Annotated in this window: 16 protein-coding genes; 9 read left to right on the plus strand and 7 right to left on the minus strand. The window is 46.3% G+C overall.

The window, feature by feature from the left end; genetic code table 11:
* Positions 1-54: 54 nt before the first annotated feature.
* The 8 genes from ABJ081_08540 to yghU all read left to right on the plus strand — a co-directional run bounded on the left by ABJ081_08540 (position 55) and on the right by yghU (position 9,145).
* Positions 55-972: a sugar ABC transporter permease gene (locus tag ABJ081_08540; protein ID MEP6356717.1), complete on the plus strand. Its 918-nt coding sequence runs from the start codon at positions 55-57 to the stop codon at positions 970-972.
* Positions 972-1,862, plus strand: coding sequence for a carbohydrate ABC transporter permease (locus ABJ081_08545; protein MEP6356718.1), 891 nt, complete (start codon positions 972-974; stop codon positions 1,860-1,862). Before ABJ081_08540 ends, ABJ081_08545 begins: the two co-directional genes overlap by 1 nt.
* A gap of 58 nt (positions 1,863-1,920) precedes the next feature.
* Positions 1,921-3,441, plus strand: coding sequence for an extracellular solute-binding protein (locus ABJ081_08550; GenBank protein MEP6356719.1), 1,521 nt, complete (start codon positions 1,921-1,923; stop codon positions 3,439-3,441).
* A gap of 108 nt (positions 3,442-3,549) precedes the next feature.
* Positions 3,550-4,635 carry a sn-glycerol-3-phosphate ABC transporter ATP-binding protein UgpC gene (gene ugpC, locus ABJ081_08555; GenBank protein MEP6356720.1) on the plus strand — a complete coding sequence of 362 codons (1,086 nt, stop codon included), beginning with the start codon at positions 3,550-3,552 and terminating at the stop codon, positions 4,633-4,635.
* Positions 4,636-4,648: 13 nt separating this feature from the next.
* Positions 4,649-5,689, plus strand: coding sequence for an NAD(P)-dependent alcohol dehydrogenase (locus ABJ081_08560; GenBank protein MEP6356721.1), 1,041 nt, complete (start codon positions 4,649-4,651; stop codon positions 5,687-5,689).
* 58 nt (positions 5,690-5,747) lie between these two features.
* Positions 5,748-7,346, plus strand: coding sequence for an FGGY-family carbohydrate kinase (locus ABJ081_08565; GenBank protein ID MEP6356722.1), 1,599 nt, complete (start codon positions 5,748-5,750; stop codon positions 7,344-7,346).
* A 2-nt stretch (positions 7,347-7,348) separates the two neighbouring features.
* Positions 7,349-8,014: an HAD family hydrolase gene (locus ABJ081_08570; GenBank protein MEP6356723.1), complete on the plus strand. Its 666-nt coding sequence runs from the start codon at positions 7,349-7,351 to the stop codon at positions 8,012-8,014.
* A gap of 255 nt (positions 8,015-8,269) precedes the next feature.
* On the plus strand, positions 8,270-9,145 hold the full coding sequence (gene yghU, locus ABJ081_08575; protein ID MEP6356724.1) for a glutathione-dependent disulfide-bond oxidoreductase: 876 nt from the start codon (positions 8,270-8,272) through the stop codon (positions 9,143-9,145).
* A 65-nt stretch (positions 9,146-9,210) separates the two neighbouring features.
* Here the strand turns inward: yghU and ABJ081_08580 are convergent, their stop codons facing one another.
* On the minus strand, positions 9,211-12,534 hold the full coding sequence (locus ABJ081_08580) for an AsmA family protein (protein ID MEP6356725.1): 3,324 nt from the start codon (positions 12,532-12,534) through the stop codon (positions 9,211-9,213).
* Between the two features lie 347 nt (positions 12,535-12,881).
* Here ABJ081_08580 and ABJ081_08585 point away from each other — a divergent pair, with 347 nt between their 5' ends.
* Positions 12,882-13,955, plus strand: a complete 1,074-nt coding sequence (locus ABJ081_08585; GenBank protein MEP6356726.1) for a hypothetical protein — start codon at positions 12,882-12,884, stop codon at positions 13,953-13,955.
* Here the strand turns inward: ABJ081_08585 and lhgO are convergent.
* The 6 genes from lhgO to ABJ081_08615 form a co-directional block, all read right to left on the minus strand.
* The gene (gene lhgO, locus ABJ081_08590) at positions 13,936-15,150 is read right to left on the minus strand and encodes an L-2-hydroxyglutarate oxidase (GenBank protein MEP6356727.1); all 1,215 of its coding nucleotides are present in this window, start codon (positions 15,148-15,150) and stop codon (positions 13,936-13,938) included. The genes ABJ081_08585 and lhgO overlap by 20 nt on opposite strands.
* Positions 15,151-15,159: 9 nt before the next feature.
* A complete protein-coding gene (locus ABJ081_08595; GenBank protein MEP6356728.1) occupies positions 15,160-15,585 on the minus strand; it encodes a heme-binding protein in 426 nt (141 codons plus the stop codon).
* Between the two features lie 6 nt (positions 15,586-15,591).
* On the minus strand, positions 15,592-16,872 hold the full coding sequence (locus tag ABJ081_08600; protein ID MEP6356729.1) for a TRAP transporter large permease: 1,281 nt from the start codon (positions 16,870-16,872) through the stop codon (positions 15,592-15,594).
* A 2-nt stretch (positions 16,873-16,874) separates the two neighbouring features.
* The gene (locus ABJ081_08605; GenBank protein MEP6356730.1) at positions 16,875-17,420 is read right to left on the minus strand and encodes a TRAP transporter small permease; all 546 of its coding nucleotides are present in this window, start codon (positions 17,418-17,420) and stop codon (positions 16,875-16,877) included.
* 132 nt (positions 17,421-17,552) lie between these two features.
* Positions 17,553-18,533, minus strand: coding sequence for a TRAP transporter substrate-binding protein (locus ABJ081_08610; GenBank protein MEP6356731.1), 981 nt, complete (start codon positions 18,531-18,533; stop codon positions 17,553-17,555).
* A gap of 67 nt (positions 18,534-18,600) precedes the next feature.
* Positions 18,601-19,761 (minus strand): aminotransferase class V-fold PLP-dependent enzyme, encoded by a 1,161-nt coding sequence (locus ABJ081_08615; GenBank protein ID MEP6356732.1) that lies wholly within the window; start codon positions 19,759-19,761, stop codon positions 18,601-18,603.
* Positions 19,762-19,780 lie beyond the last annotated feature (19 nt).

The following is a 19,780-nucleotide window of genomic DNA, read 5'->3' on the forward strand; positions in this document are numbered from 1 at the left end:
GCTAGAGGGAAAATCAAAACGCAAATACGGTTAAGGTTGGGAGGACTTTAAGGTATGTTAGCTGGAAATGCTTCTGCGCCCGTATCAAAGGGGTTGATGTTGCCGCGCTGGTTAACATCCGAGCACCCATTGCCTTGGTTGTTTCCATCCGTTGCTATATTACTTGTTTTCGGTCTCTATCCAGTCCTTTACTCATTATGGCTAACTTTTTTTAAAAGAAATCCGGCAACTCGCGTAGAAAAATTTGATCCATCATGGAATTGGTCGAAGCTTGTAGCTGACGAGCGAGTTTGGGATGCTGTACAGGTCACTTTGACTTACACGTTTACGGCCCTAATTTTGCAGCTTGTTCTAGGGATGTTGATTGCTCTTTTGCTAGATTGTGATCGCAAAGGTTTCGGCGTTTTTAGGGCGCTGATGACGCTGCCTTTAGTCGTTCCGCCGGCTGTGACAGGAATGATGTTCCTATTGATGTATGATGGTTCCTTCGGTGTTATCAGCCATACCTTGTACGATTTAGGGATTATATCAAAAGATGCGCCTTTATTGGCGAACCATTCAACGGCTCTTTTCTCGGTCATACTTGTTGATGTCTGGCAATGGACCCCTTTTATGGTGCTGATAATGCTTGCTGGTTTAAGAGCGCTACCAAGAGACCCATTTGAAGCCGCCGCCATTGATGGTGCTACCGATATTCAAGCTTTTTTCAAACTCACTTTACCTATGATGTCGAAAATTATTGCTTTGGCAGTCCTTATTCGTGGTGTCGATTTGTTCAGAGTGTTTGATTATGTAAAAGTCATGACAGACAGCGGCCCCGGGACAGCTACCGAGACGCTAACCGCCTACGCTGGGACAATATATTTCAAAAGCGCCAATTTCCCTTATGCTTCAACGATCGCCATATTCACGTTGCTGGTTGTTCTGATTGTTGCCAATATATTCATTAAAATATTCAAGGTGCGCTTCTGATGGAACAATCTCGTACAGTTATCATTGCTCGTTACGCCGCCGCTATTTTCATAATTGCGATATTTGTCTTTCCTATCTTTTGGTTCGCCCTGACATCTATAAAACCTATCTCTGCTGTTTTCGATAAAGACGGGGTTATTTGGTTTGATTTTGTACCTACTTTTGAAAATTATTGGGTTACACTTTTTGGCGAAGCTTCCATTGACGTTAATCAAAACACCCGATCAGACTTTGGTACAAGCGGGGGTGATTCTTATGATGGTCGAGGGTCAATTCTCTCCTCAATAATTGTTGCAACAGGTTCAACGTTCCTCTCAACCTTGGTAGGCTTATTTGCTGCTTATGGCTTGTCTCGCATGAGTTTCACAGGCTCGCAAGGTGTGCTTAATTGGATTTTATCACAGCGCTTTTTGCCACCTATTGCCATAATCGTACCACTGGTTTTCATCTTCCATGACATGGGATTGAGGGATACTCATCTTGGTCTCATTATTGCGCATACACTTATCAATATTCCGATTGCTGTGTTGCTTTTGAAGTCTTTTATTGATGATATTCCAAAAGACATTGACCAAGCAGCTATGATTGACGGAGCCACTAGCTGGCAGGTCTTCTGGAAAATCATTTTACCAATGTCCAAAGGTGGTTTGGCCGCAACGGCAGTGTTGTGTTTCATATTCTCTTGGACTGAATTTCTTTTGTCATTGTTCCTGACAAATTCTATCCGCACCGTACCCGTCAAGATTACAACTTTTGTCACATCAACGGGTTCAGAATGGGGATACATTTCCGCATTGGGAACTTCGGCAATAGTGCCTGGATTTATTTTTATACTACTTGTCCAAAGCCATTTGGTTCGAGGACTAACTATGGGAGCCATCAAAGACTGATGGACCAAATGCCCTCGGGTGGAGGGTCACGACTGCTCAAAAACAGGGAGGAAACCTAATGAGCTTCAAATCACACGACCAACAGAACTTTATCATAAAAAGCGCGAACGATTTTACCAATAAGCGTATTTCCAAACGAACATTCTTGAGGAATATGGGCTTGGCTGGTGTAGGTTTGTCAGCTTTTGCCACAGGTATGCTGGGAGGCGCTCGTCCTTTTAAAGGGAATATGGCGCTTGCTGCTGGCGAGACACCGGAGGATGTTGCTAATTTCTTGCGCGAAGCAGGGAAGCCTTTTGCAGGAACAACAATTCGCTACACGTCTGAATCAACGCCGCCGACTGTTGTTCTCGATCAGCTTAAGACTGAGTTTACTGAACTCACAGGTATTAATGTTGAAATTGAGATCGTGCCGCTAGAGCAAGTTTTGGCTAAAGCGACACAGGATGTTCAAGGTCAGTTGGGTACATATGATATTTACTATCTCGACCAAGCTTGGACTGCGAGTTTCGCACAGGATACGATAGACCCACGCCAGTACTATAAAGACAAACCTGACCTTGCTATGCCGGGCTTTGATTTTGCTGATTTCTCTGATGCATTGGTCGAGGGTATTTGCCTTTACGAAGGTAAATGGATTGGTTTGCCGTTTGATATTCCAATTTTCACGCTCATGTATCGTAAAGATATTCTTGAAAAGCATGGTCTTGAAATTCCAAAAACCTATGATGAGTTCACCAAATCTGTTGAGTTGATTACAGCAGCTGAAAAGGAAAATGGAATTTTCGGAACGGGCCTTCAGGCTAAATCTGGTCACTATTCACTAGAGTGCGACTGGACACAGGCTGTATGGGGTCATGGCGGTTCTATCTTTGGACCTGATAAGAAATTCTCAGGTAATGACGCCGAGGCCGTTGAAGGCTTGAAATGGTATATGAACCTACTGAAAAATTCGCCTGCTAACTCTGTTGCCTCCACATGGGATGGTCAATGGCAAATGGGTGCTTCTGGTCAGATTGCATTGTGTCAGTCATGGGCAGAATTCTTCCCAGGTTGGAATGCGGATGATTCTAAGGTTAAAGGCCTATGGGAAATGACAACACCGTTGCAAGGTCCTGCTTCATTGCGCGGCCGTGATAGTGTTGGCTTTGGTGAAATTCCAAACTGGGGCCACCAAGGTGGATCTTCAATTGCGCTGTCTAAATATTCTAAAAATGCAGATGCAGCATGGTTGTTCCTTCAGTGGGCGTGTTCGAAAGACATCATGACACGTTGTACACTTGCTGGTGGTTTCGCACCAATGCGTACATCATCTTACAACGACCCGCGTATCGTAGCGCGTAAGAAACTTGAAGGTGCAGGTACAACGCGTCACTTGGACGTCGTTTTGGACACCATCAATAACCATATGGCTTCTGAGCCTGATGTCGCAATTTGGGCAGGTGTTGCCAACAATGAAATCCCGACTGAACTCGGTAAATTGTTGACTGGTCAAGAATACAATGGTGATCCGCAAGCTTGTATGGATCAGATTGCGAAATTGGTTGATTTGAAAGTTGAAGAAGCCGATCTGCTTTAACCCACCCAAAGCTACCCATTGTCATCGCCCGTTTTGGGCGGTGACAAACAAAAAATAAACAAGCAGCACGATGAGTGCATGCTTAAACACTATGAATAGGCATTAACTATGGCTTCGGTGACCGTTGCGGAATTAAGAAAAAAATATGGCGCCCTAGAGGTGCTGCACGGTATAGATCTGAGTATAGAAGATGGCAAATTTGTTGTGCTTCTCGGTCCTTCTGGCTGTGGTAAATCGACCCTTTTGAGGATGATAGCTGGTCTGGAATCCGTGACCTCGGGTGATATAGAAATTGCTGGTCGCCGGGTTAATGACGCCCATCCCAAAGATCGTAATATTGCAATGGTTTTTCAAAACTATGCACTCTACGCACACATGAAAGTGCGTGATAATATGGCCTTTTCTATGAATCTCAAGAAGACTGATAAGGCAACTATCGAAGAACGTGTAAATTGGGCTGCGGGTATTTTATCTCTTGAACCTTACCTTGATCGTTACCCGAAAGAGTTATCAGGAGGACAACGTCAACGCGTTGCAATGGGTCGTGCGATTGTTAGAGATCCAGATGTTTTTCTCTTTGATGAGCCGTTATCAAACCTTGATGCGAAGCTCCGCGTGCAAATGCGTACTGAAATTAAAGAACTTCATCAAAGACTAAAAACAACAACTGTATATGTGACACATGATCAAATTGAAGCCATGACCATGGCGGATACTGTTGTGATTATGCGTGGTGGTGTGATCGAACAATCTGGTTCACCACTCGATGTATATGACGCGCCGGTAAATTTATTTGTGGCCCAGTTTATTGGTTCGCCGGGAATGAATATTTTCAAAGGTGTAGCAAAATCTTCTCAATCTGATGAGGCTGTCATAGAGGTGCTGGGCGAGACCATTAAACTCGGTTCGCGCGCAAAACTAGAGAATGGCCAGCAAATATTGTTAGGCGTCAGGCCAGAACATCTCACAATCACCGAAGAAGACGCTGATTTTAAATTTGTCTTGTCAATTGCAGAGCCAACTGGTCACGAGACTCATCTTTACGGGAAGGTGGGAGACACAGAAGTATGCGTGATTTCAAGAGACAGGAGAAATTGGGTTAGGGGGGAAACATTGAATCTTTCCATCAACCGTGAGGCTAGTCATGTATTTGACGGTAAATCCGAAGTTTGTTTAACCAACCATAGTTCATAGTCGGAGAATTAAAATGCCTCAGGCACGCGCACTCGTCTTGGAAGAAAAGGGCAAACTCAATCTAAGAGATATTGAACTACCTTCGACCATCGGCGCTCATGATGTGAAGATAGCGGTTCACACTGTCGGTGTATGTGGCAGTGATGTTCATTACTACACACATGGGAAGATAGGGCCATTCGTCGTTGATTCTCCCATGGTCCTTGGTCACGAGGCAGCTGGTACAATTCTAGAGATTGGTGAGAGAGTTACCCATCTTAAAGTTGGTGATCGTGTTTGCATGGAACCAGGAATTCCAAATCCCAATTCGCGAGCAACAAAACTAGGTATTTATAATGTTGATCCAGATGTTCGCTTTTGGGCAACACCACCAATTCATGGATGCCTAACCCCAGAAGTCATACACCCAGCCCAATTTACATATAACCTACCTGACCATGTTTCTTTTGCGGAAGGAGCAATGGTCGAACCTTTTGCGATAGGCATGCAGGCAGCTTATCGCGCAAATATCAAACCCGGAGATGTTGCCATTGTGCAAGGTGCTGGGCCCATTGGCATGATGGTTGCGCTCGCGGCATTGGCTGGAGGCTGTTCAAAAGTCATTATTACAGATTTTGCCCAACCAAAGCTCGACCTTATCGGCGGCTACGATGGCATCACACCAATCAATTTAAAAAATTCAGATTCTATTGAAAAAATAAATGCCGAAACAGATGGTTGGGGATGTGATCTGGTATTTGAGTGCTCAGGAGCTGGCCCCGCTATTCTGCAATCTCCACAATTCGCGCGCCCAGGCGGTACTATCATTCTTGTCGGAATGCCGGTCGAGCCAACACCCGTTGACATCGTATCTTTGCAAGCCAAAGAGGTGCGTCTGGAAACTGTGTTCCGATACGCTAATGTTTATGACCGCGCGATAAATTTGATCGCATCAGGCAAGGTAGATTTAAAACCTTTGATTTCTGAGACATTTGAGTTTGAGCAAAGCGTCGCCGCATTTGATCGTGCCGTTGAGCAGCGACCAAGCGATGTAAAGTTGCAGATAAAGCTTTGAAAGCATCAATAATATTTTTGATTTTCAGCCCAACTGAACTTTGATGAGAGAGTAAGATATGTATCTTGGCATTGATGTTGGTACTGGAAGTTGCCGCGCTGGAGTATTCAATGAGCAAGGCGAGCTTCTTGGAACAGCAAAAAGGGAAATAGAGATATTTCGCGATGGCGGACATATCGTGGAACAGTCAAGCGAGAATATCTGGTCTTGTGTTTGTGAGAGCGTCAAAGAGGTAATAAGCAAACCGGAGATTTCAGCTGAACAGATCAAAGGCATCGGGTTTGATGCCACATGCTCTCTCGTTGTTTTAGATACTGAGGATCAGCCACTTTCCGTAAGCCTTTCTGGCCACCATGAACGCAATATTATTGTTTGGATGGATCACCGGGCCACAAAACAGGCGGCTCAGATTAATGAGACTGGCCATCGTGTTCTTGATTATGTAGGCGGAACAATTTCTCCGGAAATGGAAACACCAAAGCTGCTTTGGCTAAAACAAAATATGCCTTCAACTTTTGAAGCGGCAGGTGGTTTTTTTGATCTAACGGACTATCTGACATGGCGGGCAACGGGGGATAAAGCCCGTTCGGTTTGTACCGTAACGTGTAAATGGACATATTTAGCGCATGAAAAAACTTGGGATGTATCCTATTTTGAAAAAATTGGCCTCAGTGATTTAACGGAAAATAACTTTGAGCGCATCGGGTCAAAAATCGTTGAGCCGAGTAAGCCTCTTGGTCATGGCTTGACCAAACAGTCAGCACTTGATCTTGGACTAATTGAAGGAACACCCGTTGCAGCAGGCTTGATTGATGCACATGCCGGTGGTGTTGGTACAATCGGTGCTGCTGGTGCATCAGCTACCTCGCGTATGGCCTATGTGTTTGGAACATCCGCCTGTACCATGTCCTCTAGCGAAACAATGTCATTCGTTCCTGGGGTCTGGGGTCCTTATTATTCGGCCATGGTGCCAGGTTTATGGCTCAGTGAAGGCGGGCAATCTGCTGCTGGTGAAGCTATTGCGCATCTTCTCAAACTTCATCCTAATTATGCAATATTTAATGGGGAGGCAGAGAATAAAGGGCATTCTTTGCCTGACTATTTGCTCATGTTAATTGAGGAACGTGCCCCTGTTGCATCCGATGCGGTTTGGCTTGTTGAACAAATGATCGTCGTGCCTGAATTTTTAGGAAATCGCGCGCCATTTGCTGAGCCCGACGCTCGAGGTATTATTTCTGGCCTTGATCTCAACACCGATATCGAAAGTCTCATTCGCCTTTATATAGCGGGAATTTTTGGTTTGGGTTATGGGCTTAAACAAATACTCAATGTGCAGCGTGAAAACGGCGTTTGCCCTGATACGGTTGTGATCAGCGGCGGAGCTGGAGAGCATCCAATGATTAAGCAGTTACTTGCGGACGCTGCCAATATAGAAATCGCAGCGCCGGGATCTGATGAGCCTGTATTATTGGGTTCTGCTATGTTGGGCTCTGTTGCTGCTGGGTCGCATGGTTCCGTTTTAGATGCCATGGAAGCTATGTCGAGTCTGGGAAAAATTTATAGACCATCAAAGGGTTTAATTGCGGGAGCTCATGCAAAACGATTTAAAGTTTTTCAAGCTCTGCAAACAGCAAGCCGATTATATAGAGAGATATAAACATGTCTGACCATTTACTTATTTTTGACTGTGATGGAGTGCTGGTAGATAGCGAGCCGCTTTCACTTGGTCTCTTGATTGACTATTGCGCACAGCATGGTCTCACATTGGACATGCCACAGGCATGTGATGCTTTCTTGGGGAAACCTGTTGCAGATTCAGCAAGCGAAGCACGACGTATGTTCGATGCGAATGTCCCTGATGTAGACTTAGAAATGTTCCAACACGAAATCCTGACAAAGTTCAAACAGGAACTAAAGCCTACTTCTGGTGTCGCGGATGCATTAGAAAAATTACAAATGCCTATGTGTGTTGCCTCTTCCAGTAATCCTGAGCGGATACAGACATCACTTTTGCTAACGGGTCTTTCTGATTTTTTTGGTGGAAAGCTATTCAGCACAGACATGGTAGAAAGAGGCAAGCCTCATCCAGATGTCTTCTTACATGCAGCAAAGGAAATGGGCTTTGAACCATCAAATTCTATTGTGATTGAAGATAGTCCAGCCGGATTGCAGGCCGCGCAGGCAGCTAACATGAAGACTATCGCCTATACTGGTGGACTCCACGCACCGCATGCTAATCTTGTAGAAAAATTAGAAGCATTTTCACCTGATATAATTATCAAGGACATGGCTCAGCTCGGCGATGCCATCACAAAACTTTCTTAGAGGAAAGTGCCTTCCAATTAAAGCATGGGGTAAGGATTGGCATCATGCTTGACTTATCTGTAATGACAATGTGTTGAGATTTTTTCTGACAGCCTGACAGCCTGACAGCCTGACAGCCCGGGCGAACTCATGATGCGATATTTGCTATATGGCGTTAAAAAGATTGTAGTTCTTTTTTTATGCCTTAAATAAGAAAATGAGGGGTGTGATGATGGGACACCTAATGAATAAAACCACACCTTTGGAGTTCAGACTTTGACAGATGATACAACCTATATACCGCCGAAAGTATGGAAGTGGGAATCTGAAAGCGGGGGTACTTTTGCCTGTATTAATCGCCCGATTGCTGGCCCGACTTTTGACAAAGAAATGCCTAAAGGCAAACATCCTCTACAGCTTTATTCCCTTGCTACGCCAAACGGTGTGAAGATAACGCTGATGCTGGAAGAGCTGTTGGCGCTTGGCCATAGTGGAGCGGAATATGACGCTCATTTGATTAGAATTCACGAAGGTGATCAATTCGCAAGCGGCTTTGTTGACATCAATCCGAATTCTAAAATTCCGGCCCTCATGGATCACAGCACAACACCCCCAACGCGGGTCTTTGAATCAGGTGCGATACTGCTTTATTTAGCTGAAAAATTTGGTGTTCTCATGCCAAGTGATCCGGCACAGCGGGCGGAATGTCTTTCATGGTTGTTTTGGCAAATGGGCAGCGCGCCTTATCTGGGTGGCGGCTTTGGTCATTTTTATAATTACGCACCAATGAAAATTGAGTATCCGATCAATCGTTTTGCGATGGAAGTCAAACGCCAGCTTGATGTGCTAGACCATCGCCTCGCGGATAATCGTTATTTATGTGGTGATGACTATACAATCGCAGATATTGCGGTCTGGCCATGGTATGGCGCGCTTGTATCAAATTTGATTTATGAGGCGGCTGAGTTTCTTGATACGAAGTCATATAAGCATCTAAACCGTTGGACAGAAGAGATCGCAGCGCGCGATGCAGCGAAACGCGGCAAGATGGTCAACCGCACATGGGGCGAGCCGGAAACACAACTTCATGAGCGCCACGACGCCAGCGACTTTGAAACACAGACGCAGGATAAAATAGCGCCTTCAGAGTAGTGCTCGCAGAATAGCTCATCGAAAGTAAAATTAGAGCGCGCTTAAGTGAAGCGCGCTTTTTCACCTCAACGGCCGAATAATCCGCCAATACCTTTTATCAATTGCTCTGCTTCTTGTGGTACGGCAACCGGCAGGTTCGGTTCTCCGTTTTGTCCGTTACTATTTGGATTGATGGCCTGTTTTACGATATCTGCCACGGGAGAACTAGCAACTGATGAGGTGCGAGGTTTGGCGCGAGGAACGGGTATTTGACCAACTTGTAAGGGAGCTGCATCAATTGGCTCGCTGCTAGTGCTGCCACCACCCAAAAGACCACCTAGCGCACCCACAACTGCGGCCGCACCACCTTCTTTTGAGATTTTGCCATCTTTCAATAAACCACTGACATCAACACCTATTTCTTTTTTGATTTTATCTGCCGCCTTAGCAATAGCGGCTCCTTTGGGATCGTCACCTAAAGCGCTTAAAATTTCTCCGGTATTCCCGGATGCTATTTTGTCAAACCCGCCGCCCAGTGACTTGAGCGCCGCAAGCCCAGCTGCTGGATCTTGTAGGAAGCCTTTGATATCAGGATAAATCTTAGGCTTGGCCCATGATCCTTCAATGATGATGGGCACACCAAATCCTGCCAAATCCTTAGACCCGCCTTGGCCTTCTAGGCTGGCAACAATTTTGGGATCCACGCGGTATTTCAAGGTCTGTGGTGGCATTTGAACAGCGCCTTCACCACTCACGCGCACCAGTGGTCCAACTAGATTAAGATCAGTATTTGTGGCGACGCCATTAGTGATATCAAAAGAAGCGGTAAAAGCACTGAAGTCTGTTTTTTCAGATGCTGAGTTGTTCCAGCCATTCAAAGCACCGCCAGTGAGTGAGCGCATGGCTTTGGCTATATTAATGCCTCGAATAGCACCGTTATTGAAGTTGAAACTTGTTTTGCCGTTGAGAGCGGCCACCATGTCGGCTTGGCTATTGCCAGCGGTGGTGACGTTAAGAATATAATCAAGCCCACCTTCAATGCGCTCAAATTTTGCGGCATCGCGCAAGAACGGATAAGCCTGCACACCATTTGATGTTAATTGGGCGGTGATAGCAGGTGTTTGATTGGCTGCATCCACCACAATTTTTGCATTAGCTTTACCGCCATAAAATGTCATTTCCGATAAATCAGCTGTTAATTTTCCGCCGCGCATGGTGGTTTGAAGGGAGAGGGGGCCAACGCTCATGCCTTGTGCTTTGAGGGTGTTGACGCGGGCTGTGAGATTTAAATTAGCAGAATTGGTGAAGCTGAAATCAATCGGTTCGCTACTCCATGCACTGGATGAATTGCTGGCGCCGCTTGCCGCTCCACCACCGCCTTCTGCTGGTGTGGCGATATAGGGATTAACATCGAGCAGATCGAATGAAATATTGGCTGTGATATCTGGTTTGTCATTCAAAAGAACACTCGCGCTACCTTGTCCTTTGATGTCATCCAGCACAACAGATAGGTCGTTGAGTGAGACCTTTTTCTCGCTGGCTGCAAAGCCGGTTTTAATATCAAAGCGGCCATAACCTGGGCCGGAGGGAAGCTCAGTGCCAAACCACTTGGCGAGGGCGCGCAATGATTTACCTTTGAGTGCAATAGTGCCTGCTGCAGGAATTGAGGAGGAAATGTCACCATTGAAGCTGGCGCTTGCCTTGGAAAAAGAGACGGTTGCGCTGGTTTTGGCTTTTTGGCCTGCGATCAAAGCCGCAGGATCGCTTGTTGCACCGAGAGAGATCACTTCACCACGAAAGCGTGCTTGCCCATCCACACTGACTGGCTTGGTGAAGCCATCAATGGTTGCCTGTAAGGACACGTCTTCAATGCGATCTGCCGATGGATCATTATTAAAGGTGCTCGCTAGTCCAAGGCCGCTCATGCTGGCTTTTGAGATACCAAGCGTGCCACGTGCATTGACCGTATTGAGAATGCTGTTTGGCGTTAATCCTTGAAACCCAAAAACCAAATTCGTGCCAATCAAACCTTTAAGCTGTTTAACCAGCGCGTCTTGTCCGGCGAGTGCCAAAATAGTTGAAATGGACAGATTATTAGCTTTCAGCGTGCCGTAGGTCGTAAGCGGAGATACTTTTGTATCCGCCGTTAATCTGGCGCTGGCAGAACCGCCAACAGCGACAACCTCATTGATTTTGAGTTCACCAACCCCGTCATTTAAGATAAGCCCGCCCTTGAGATTATCTATTTTATGCTCACCGCTTTTTATGGAAGCGGCAGAAAAAGAGATATCGGCATCAAGACCACCTAAACCGCTTAGGTCTGGTTCTGTATTTTGGCCACCTTGGCTCGCACCTTTCGAGGGTGATGGCGTGGAAGATTGTGCTGGTTGTAATGTATCAAGATTGAGAGCGCCCAGATCAATCGATCCTGTAACGAATGGGCGTGCACCACCGATAATCGTCTGGATTTTTGTCGCAAATGTGGTGTCTAGAAACTGGCCTTGCCCGAGTTCGAGCTGAATTTGCTCTTTTCCAGCGGCCAGAGTGCCTGTGGCTTTCACCACACCAGAGGCAAGCGCATCGCCGGTGATTTGGCTGATATCTATTATATTTAAATCGACCGCACCATCGAAGATGATATCTGCATCCAGGTCAAACGGCCCGCTGGTTGATAGCTTTGCGGTTTTATAGCCCAGATCAACGCTCATGCTGCCTTTGTTGGTATTAATCAGATTTTTAAAAGCGGGCAGCGTCCCTGTTAAAGTAATTTTTTCTCCATTCAAGACTGCGGAGCCATTAACATTAAGGGCTCCTTGCGGGTTTGGTAGGGAGGCTGTGAAGACGATATTTTGTATCTTACTCGGTGTTTCGCCAATCGTGCCGAATGAGATGTTTGCTTGATCGATTGCAAGGCGCTCTACTCGTAGTGTGTCAACTAATGTGCGCACAACACCGCCGGCAGTGCCTGGAGTGTCAGATTCTGTTTCATTTATAGTTGATGTTGGTTCGTTTGCCACAGGGGCTGAAGCATCTTCAGGAAGCCACACGGGGTTGCCATTTTTAGCAAGCTCTATCGTTAAATCGGGTTGGCCGAAATATATTTCCTCGATATCAACCGCGCCGCTGAACAAGGCTCTTAAGCCAACAGCAAAGCGCGCCTCTTGCGCTTTAAGGATGGGCTTGTGATTAGGAGGGCTAATCTCGATATCTTGAGCGACAAGGCGCACACTTGGCACCAATGACATAGAAACGTCACCGCCAAAACGAATTTTCCAACCGGTGTTCTCTGTAATCAGTTTTTCAATTTGTGTTTTTACTGTATCGGTTGGCAGCACAAAGGGCACAATGAAAATCAGTCCGACGAGAATGACTCCAATAGCGGCGATAAGAATAAAAATCCGGTGTAACATTTAGCAGGCCTCCAGCCATTTGTTTCGCTTATGACCGATTCTTCAAGTTTTAACATAATCGGGCGCAAAATTAAGGCAGGCTATCCAATATCGGTAAGTATAGATTTTTTAATGCAATTTTTGTGCGAATCACTGAGTAATCAATGACGGAGAAAGCCTCGACTCCCCACTTTGAGATGTTGATCTGTTTATAAAAGAGCATTGATTTGAAGCTGTTACGTCACTTTCTATTAGTATCGGCTATTTTATTAGCCGGTATATCAATGCCTTTGACGGAACCTGCACATGCTGGTTTTTGCAGTGGAAACAATTTGGTCCAAGAGCGTTGTAAGTCCGCAAGGAGCCTTTTGCGCAAATTATTGCTGAAGCGTGGTGACAATGAATCACAAAAGACTGCTAACCCTCAATCTGCTAAACCTTTACCTATAAAGTCTGATCCTCTTCAGGCTCTGCCTTCCACAATCACACTGACCGACCAACCAAGCGTGAAACGGCAAAAACAAGTCAATGTTATTTATATTCCGTTCCCCACACTGCGCCCCGATTATAGCCAGAGTTCTCGCGCTCCAAATATCACAGCGCAGCCCAAAGTTAGGCCTGATATAGACCCAACCACCACGGCAGGCATATTCTCAAAATGTCTTGATGTTACAAAGATAACGGAGCCGGACATCAGGGCGCAGAAAAGGATTCTAAGGCACAAAAAATTCTGCATTACCAAAAAGAGACTTAACGAAAATGGTCTTGATTGGAGAATTTTTGTCATAAAAAACAAAAAGAAAAAATCTGGTCCCTTGTTTGTTGTGCCTCATGATAACGAAAATTCAGCTTTTTCAGCAGGTGTATATGGCTTGAATAAATACGGTGGTACGCTTGTGGCGGTTGAGGCGGGTGAACGGCGGATTTTTAAAGGGCAAGACCCGAACCGCAATTTTGGAACAAGTAGAGCAACAGCAAACCGTTGCCGCCTGCAACGCGCCCCTGCACCAAGATATACCCATGTCATGTTGAAGCACCATAAGAACGGACGGCCCATCATTGCTCTTCACAGTAATGCAAATGGCTTTTCGGGCAATGGAGGCAGGGGCAATATCTCAATAAAACGCAAAGGAGACGCGATCCCCTTTGTTTCAGCCATTGCCCGCTCACGCCGTTTAAAGGATGAAGATACATTGATTGTCCTTGCCAGCACAAAACGCCCAAGCCAAGATCGCAGGTTATCTCGTAAAGTGAAATATTTTACCGAAAAGGCGGGGGTCAATGTTCTCTATGAACGTGTGACCGCAGCAAAGAATGATTGTTCATTATCCAATTATGCCGCCTTAAATGGACTTGGACCTTATTTTAATATCGAGGTTGAAAACGGGGATGTAAAAACCCAGAGAAAGATTCTCGACAGTGTTATGAAATCTCTGCGTTAGAGCCGTCCACGATCATGTCCGCTAGATGCTCTGCAATGGGTATGGATGATGTGGCCGCTGGTGAGGGCGCATTGCAGACATGCAGCATGCGGCTTGTTCGTTTGATGAGAAAATCATGAACCAATGTCCCGTCATTCAAAACAGCTTGGGCACGAATACCGGTCGGATAGGGTTCCAGATCGGCCAATGTCAATGAAGGGCAGTATTTTTGACAAAGTTTCAAATAACGCTTTTTACTGAGTGAGTTTTTGAACTCGGCCAGACCTGAGCGCCAATTCTTAAACATCAATTTCCAAAATCCGCCGAAACCAACCATCTCTATAACATCGCGAAGATTGATCGATCCTTTTGGATATCCCTCACGAGAAAAACCCAAAACAGCGTTGGGACCAACTGTCACGGAGCCATCAATCATCCGCGTTAAATGAACACCGAGGAAAGGCAGGTCAGGGTTTGGTACGGGGTAAATCAAATGGTTCACCACATCATTATGCCGTTTGTTAAGACGGTAATATTCGCCGCGAAAGGGAACCATTTTAAAGTCGATTTCGATCCCAGCCATGCGTGCAAGTCTGTCGGCCTGTATGCCGCTGCACACGATAAGGTTTTGACAGATATAGTGCTGATTTTGTGTTTTGATCTCAACATGGTGAGGCGTCTCACGGATGCTTTCTACCTCAGTGCTGTTAAATATTTCGCCACCATTCTCAATGACGATTTGCGCCATTGCGCGGGTCATTGCTGGATAATCAACAATACCGGTGACATCGACATAAAGAGCGCCAAGGCCCACAATATTAGGCTCTCGTTCTTTGAGTGCTATTTCATCAAGGCGTATTGGATTGAGCCCATTTGCCTGACAGCGCTCATAAAGCGTGTGCATGCGCTCAAGTTCCAGCGGTGTTGTCGCAACTATAAGCTTCCCGCATTGCTCATAGGCCACTTGATGCTGTGTGCAAAAATCAATTGTGGCTGCTACGCCCTTGCGACAAAACGTAGCTTTTAAGGAGCCGGGTGCATAGTAGACGCCTGCGTGAATCACACCGCTGTTGTGACCAGTTTGATGTGCGGCGAGGGTGGCTTCTTTTTCTAAAACTACGATTTTTTTATCTGGAAAACGCAGTGAGAGCGTCATGGCCGTTGCAAGGCCAACAATTCCACCACCGATGATGATAAAGTCTGATGTGTCCGACATGAGGTATTGTTAGCCTGTATCTGCAACAAATCCCAGCGCTTCTATCGCGGCAACGGCACAAGCCTCATCATTATCCGAGCTATCGCCTGTCACTCCAACCGCACCGATGATATTTGCGTCTTCCCGAATTAACACGCCACCTGGAACTGGCACCAATGATCCATTCGACAATGAATTCATTGCCTGAATGAAAAAGGGTTGCGATTGGGCGCGATCATAAAGGGTGCGTGATCCAAGGCCCATGTTCACGGCGCCGCGCGCTTTGCCTTGTGCAATGTCGGGCCGCAGATTGCTGGTGCCATCTTCACGCAAAAGCGCAATCAAAAATCCACCAGCATCAAGCACAGCCACAGTCAGTGGCTTGAAGCCTTTATCATTGCGGTGTTGGATCACCTGATCGATCAACTGCTGCGCTGTTGAGGCATTAAGCGGCATTGGGGATCACCTGTAAAAGTATTCTACTAAGAACAGAGGAATAGAAGGAACATAAGTACAAATCATCAATACCGCAAACAAGACCGCGACGAAATAGATATTCACTTTTGACACTTCCCAAATATTGGCGCGCGCAACCGCACATGAGGTGATCAGCACGCTGGCCACCGGCGGGGTTTGCTGACCAATCGCTAGATTAAGTGTCACCACAAGACCAAAATGGATGGGGTCAATACCTGCGGCCACAATCAACGGAATAATAATTGGCACAACCAAAATGATCGCGGCGGCTGAATGCAAAAAGAAGCCGATGATAAGGAATAGGAAATTGAGAATGAGCAGGATCAGCCATTTGTTGCTTGTGATCGAGAGTATCTCTGCTGCAAGTTGTTGCGGCACTTGAGCACGGGTTAAAAACCCACCCATGACAACAGAGGCTGCGACAAGGAGCATCACCACAGCGGTTTGCATGCCGCCATCCAGCATAGCGCGCTTGAGATGTTTTAAGTCTATTTGATTGTAATATAATCCCACCACAAAGGCGGCGATGACAGCAAGGCCGGCTGCTTCTGTTGCCGTTACAAAACCACCAAAAATACCACCAAGAATAATAACTGGCAGTGTGAAAGCGGGCAGGGCATCGATGAAGGTGACTTTCAACCGTTTCCAGTTGAAAGCTTCTTCAACAGGCAGATCGTATTTTACGGCAAAAGCATAAGCTACACCCATAAGACCGGCAGCTCCCATAAGTCCGGGCACAATGCCTGCAACAAATAATTGCTCAACGGATGTATTTGCTGAGGTGGCATAAAGGATCATCGGGATTGAAGGTGGAATAATGATCGCGAGAGATGCGGATGAAGAGGTCACAGCAGCTGAAAGAGGGGCGCTGTAGCCGCGTTTTTTCATCTGCGGAATAAGGATAGAACCCATCGCGGCCACATCGGCTACGGCGGAGCCCGATATTTCGGCGAAGAACAGCGAGACACCAATATTCACCATTGCCAAACCACCGCGTACAAAGCCGATGATGGCCGATACAAAATTGATCAGTCTATCTGTCACACCGCCCGCATTCATGATGGCGCCTGCCAACACAAACATCGGGATTGCTATCAGAGAAAATTTGGTTGAGCCATCGTACATATCAAGGGCCACAGAGACGAGGGCACCCGACCCCTCATTGGCAACAAGACCCATGATGGCTGTAATCGCAAGGGCCACAGCAATCGGCACATTGAGGCAGATCATGGTGATGAAGACGACGAATATAATGAAAATCAACATCTCTATTTAGCCTCGCCAGCTTTTTCGAGTTCAGATTCTACTTCTTCTTCAATTTCTGCGTGTTCCAGTGAAATACCGGCGGCAGTCTTTTGCCAATATTCGGGCAAGCTTAAAAGCTGACAAATAATAAACAGTGCCCCACCAATTGGGATGATGGACTGGGTAAACTGGATAGGAACCCATGTGAGAGACACAAGTCGTTCGCCCTCTAACACTTCCAAAACTTGTAGGCCGGTCCAGGTGAGAACGGCGAAGAAACCAATGACGCAAATCTCAGCTAAGGCGACACCCACCATACGGGCAGGCATGGGAATGGATAACAGCACGCTGTCAAAGCCAATATGACGACGCTTTAAGGCGGCCAGTCCGGCACCAAAATAAGTAACCCATGAAAGTTGAATGGCGGCTACCTCATCGTACCAAGATAATGAGTCACCAAAAATTCGAAATAAGACAGCAATGATGACAACTGCGGTCAATGTGACCATCAGGAAAATAACGATCCATTCCAGCAAAGATTCAATTGTTCGACTTAAAAGGGGGAGCATGGAGGGTCCGAGCGTTGGATGTTAGGTCGTCGTTTAAGTGTCTGTGATTTAGGAGGTCGCCCCCAGCAAAATTTTAAGCCGGGGGCGAACATCTTTGATGCGATAAACGCTAAGTTCTTTGATAAAAAGGACTTAAGAGCCTGATGCTAAACCTTGTACTGTTTTGATAAGCTCTGCGCCGCCCTCTACAGTGGTCGAAAACTCATCATAGATTGGTTTTGAGGCTTTAATGAACGCTGCATTATCTGCATTGTTCACGTTGACACCGGCGCCTTTGATGACGTCCAGAAGTTCTGTCTCAAGACGGGCTGCCGTCTCATAAACAAATTTCTGGCTCTCCGTTGCACATTTCTCAAGACCGGCCTGAACGTCAGCTGGTAGCTTTTCGAAACCTTTTTTGGATGTCAAAACATAAGCTGGCGTATAAACGTGACCAGTGATTGAAAGGTATTTTTGAACTTCTTGGAATTTCGCAGATGCGATTTGTGCATATGGATTTTCTTGTCCGTCGATCACGCCTGTTTGGAGCGCTGTAAACACCTCTGAAAAGGCCATTGGTGTTGGATTTGCACCATAAAGTTTGAACATTTTTACACGCCATGCACCTTTTGGTGTGCGCAGTTTTACGCCAGCCAAATCTTCAGGCTTGTTGATTGCGCGTGTGTTGTTTGTGATGTGGCGGAAGCCGTTCTCGAAGTAACCAAGAATATGGTAGCCTTTGGCATTGGCCGCTTTTTGGAATGTATCACCAAGTTCAGCTTGAACCCGCTTCATGTGCTCACGGTCTTTGATGATGTAAGGCATTTCAAATACGCCAAATTCATCAGAAACAGATGACATTACAGAGGAAGGCAGAGAAAAGGTAATCTGGCCGAGTTTCAGCTTTTGCAAAAGTTCTTTGTCTTTGCCGAGCTGTGAGGAACCAAATGCTTGAACTTCAGCTTTACCAGCCAATGCTTTGTTTGAGCAGCTGGCAAATTCATTGACGCTGGCTTCAAACAAGGAGCCAGGTTTTCCCACGTGGCCGAATTTCAAAACAAGATCTGCGGCAGATGCCTGTGATGCCAAAAGACCGATAGAGACGGCCCCTAATAGAATAGATTTTAATTTCATTTTACTTTCCTCCCAGAAAATTTGTTTAGTTTTTCTTCTCTTCTCTTCTCTTCTCTTACGTCCTTATTTAAGTCTTCAAATGATCCAAAGCTGCCGACACTCCTCCGGCTTTATGTGGAACACCGGATTTAGCAAGACCCATTTCGACACCTGACAGGGTTGCCATCAGCATCAAATCATTAAAATCACCAAGATGTCCAATGCGGAATACTTTGTCTGCTACTTTGGACAGTCCATTGCCAAGCGAAATATTGTAATTTTTCAATGTTGTTGCACGGAAAGCATCAGCACTATGACCTTCAGGAACCATGACGGCTGTTAGGACTCCGCTCTCTTGTCCTTGCTTGGCGCATAGCACCTCAAGTCCCCACGCACGCACGCACGCACGCGTCGCCGCACCATGTCGAGCATGACGGGCGAAAACATTCTCAAGGCCTTCCTCAAAAATCATGTCCATGGCTTCATTCAAGCCGAACACCAGATTTGTAGAAGGCGTGTAAGGGAAATATCCTGTCTTGTTTGGACCGATCATATCGTCCCAGTCCCAATAAGCCCGAAGCAGTTTGGCAGTCTTATTGGCGCTTAATGCTTTTTCGCTGACAGCATTGAAAGATAATCCCGGTGGAACCATCAATCCTTTTTGCGAACCAGATACGGTTACATCAACCCCCCATTCATCATGGCGGTAATCGAGGGATGCAAGACCTGAGATGGTGTCAACCATCAAAAGGGCAGGGTGATTGGCTTTGTCTATGGCAGCCCGCACAGCGGCAATCGGAGAGACCGAACCTGTTGATGTCTCATTGTGCACCACGCAGACCGCTTTAATTTCATGGTTTTTGTCTTCGCTGAGATAGGCCTCAATCTGATCAGGATCAGCACCACCGCGCCAATCTCCTTCAATAAATTCAGGTTTCACACCCATGCGCTCAGCGAGCTTTTTCCATAGAGTGGCGAAATGGCCTGTTTCAAACATTAAAACACGATCGCCGGGCGACAACACATTCACAAGAGCTGCCTCCCATGCGCCAGTTCCAGAAGCTGGATACATGAACACATGGCTTTCGGTTTGGAATATTTTCTTCAATCCTTCGAGTGCTTTTGATCCCACGGCGGCAAAATCAGGCCCTCGATGATCGATCGTTTGTTGAGAGATTGCTCTCAAAACACGATCGGGCGCAGAACTTGGTCCTGGTATTTGTAAAAAATGTCGACCAGGCTGCCTCATGGGTTTTCCTTTTCGTTCT

The organism is Hyphomicrobiales bacterium, from assembly GCA_039989895.1.
Classification (GTDB): domain Bacteria; phylum Pseudomonadota; class Alphaproteobacteria; order Rhizobiales; family JACESI01; genus JACESI01.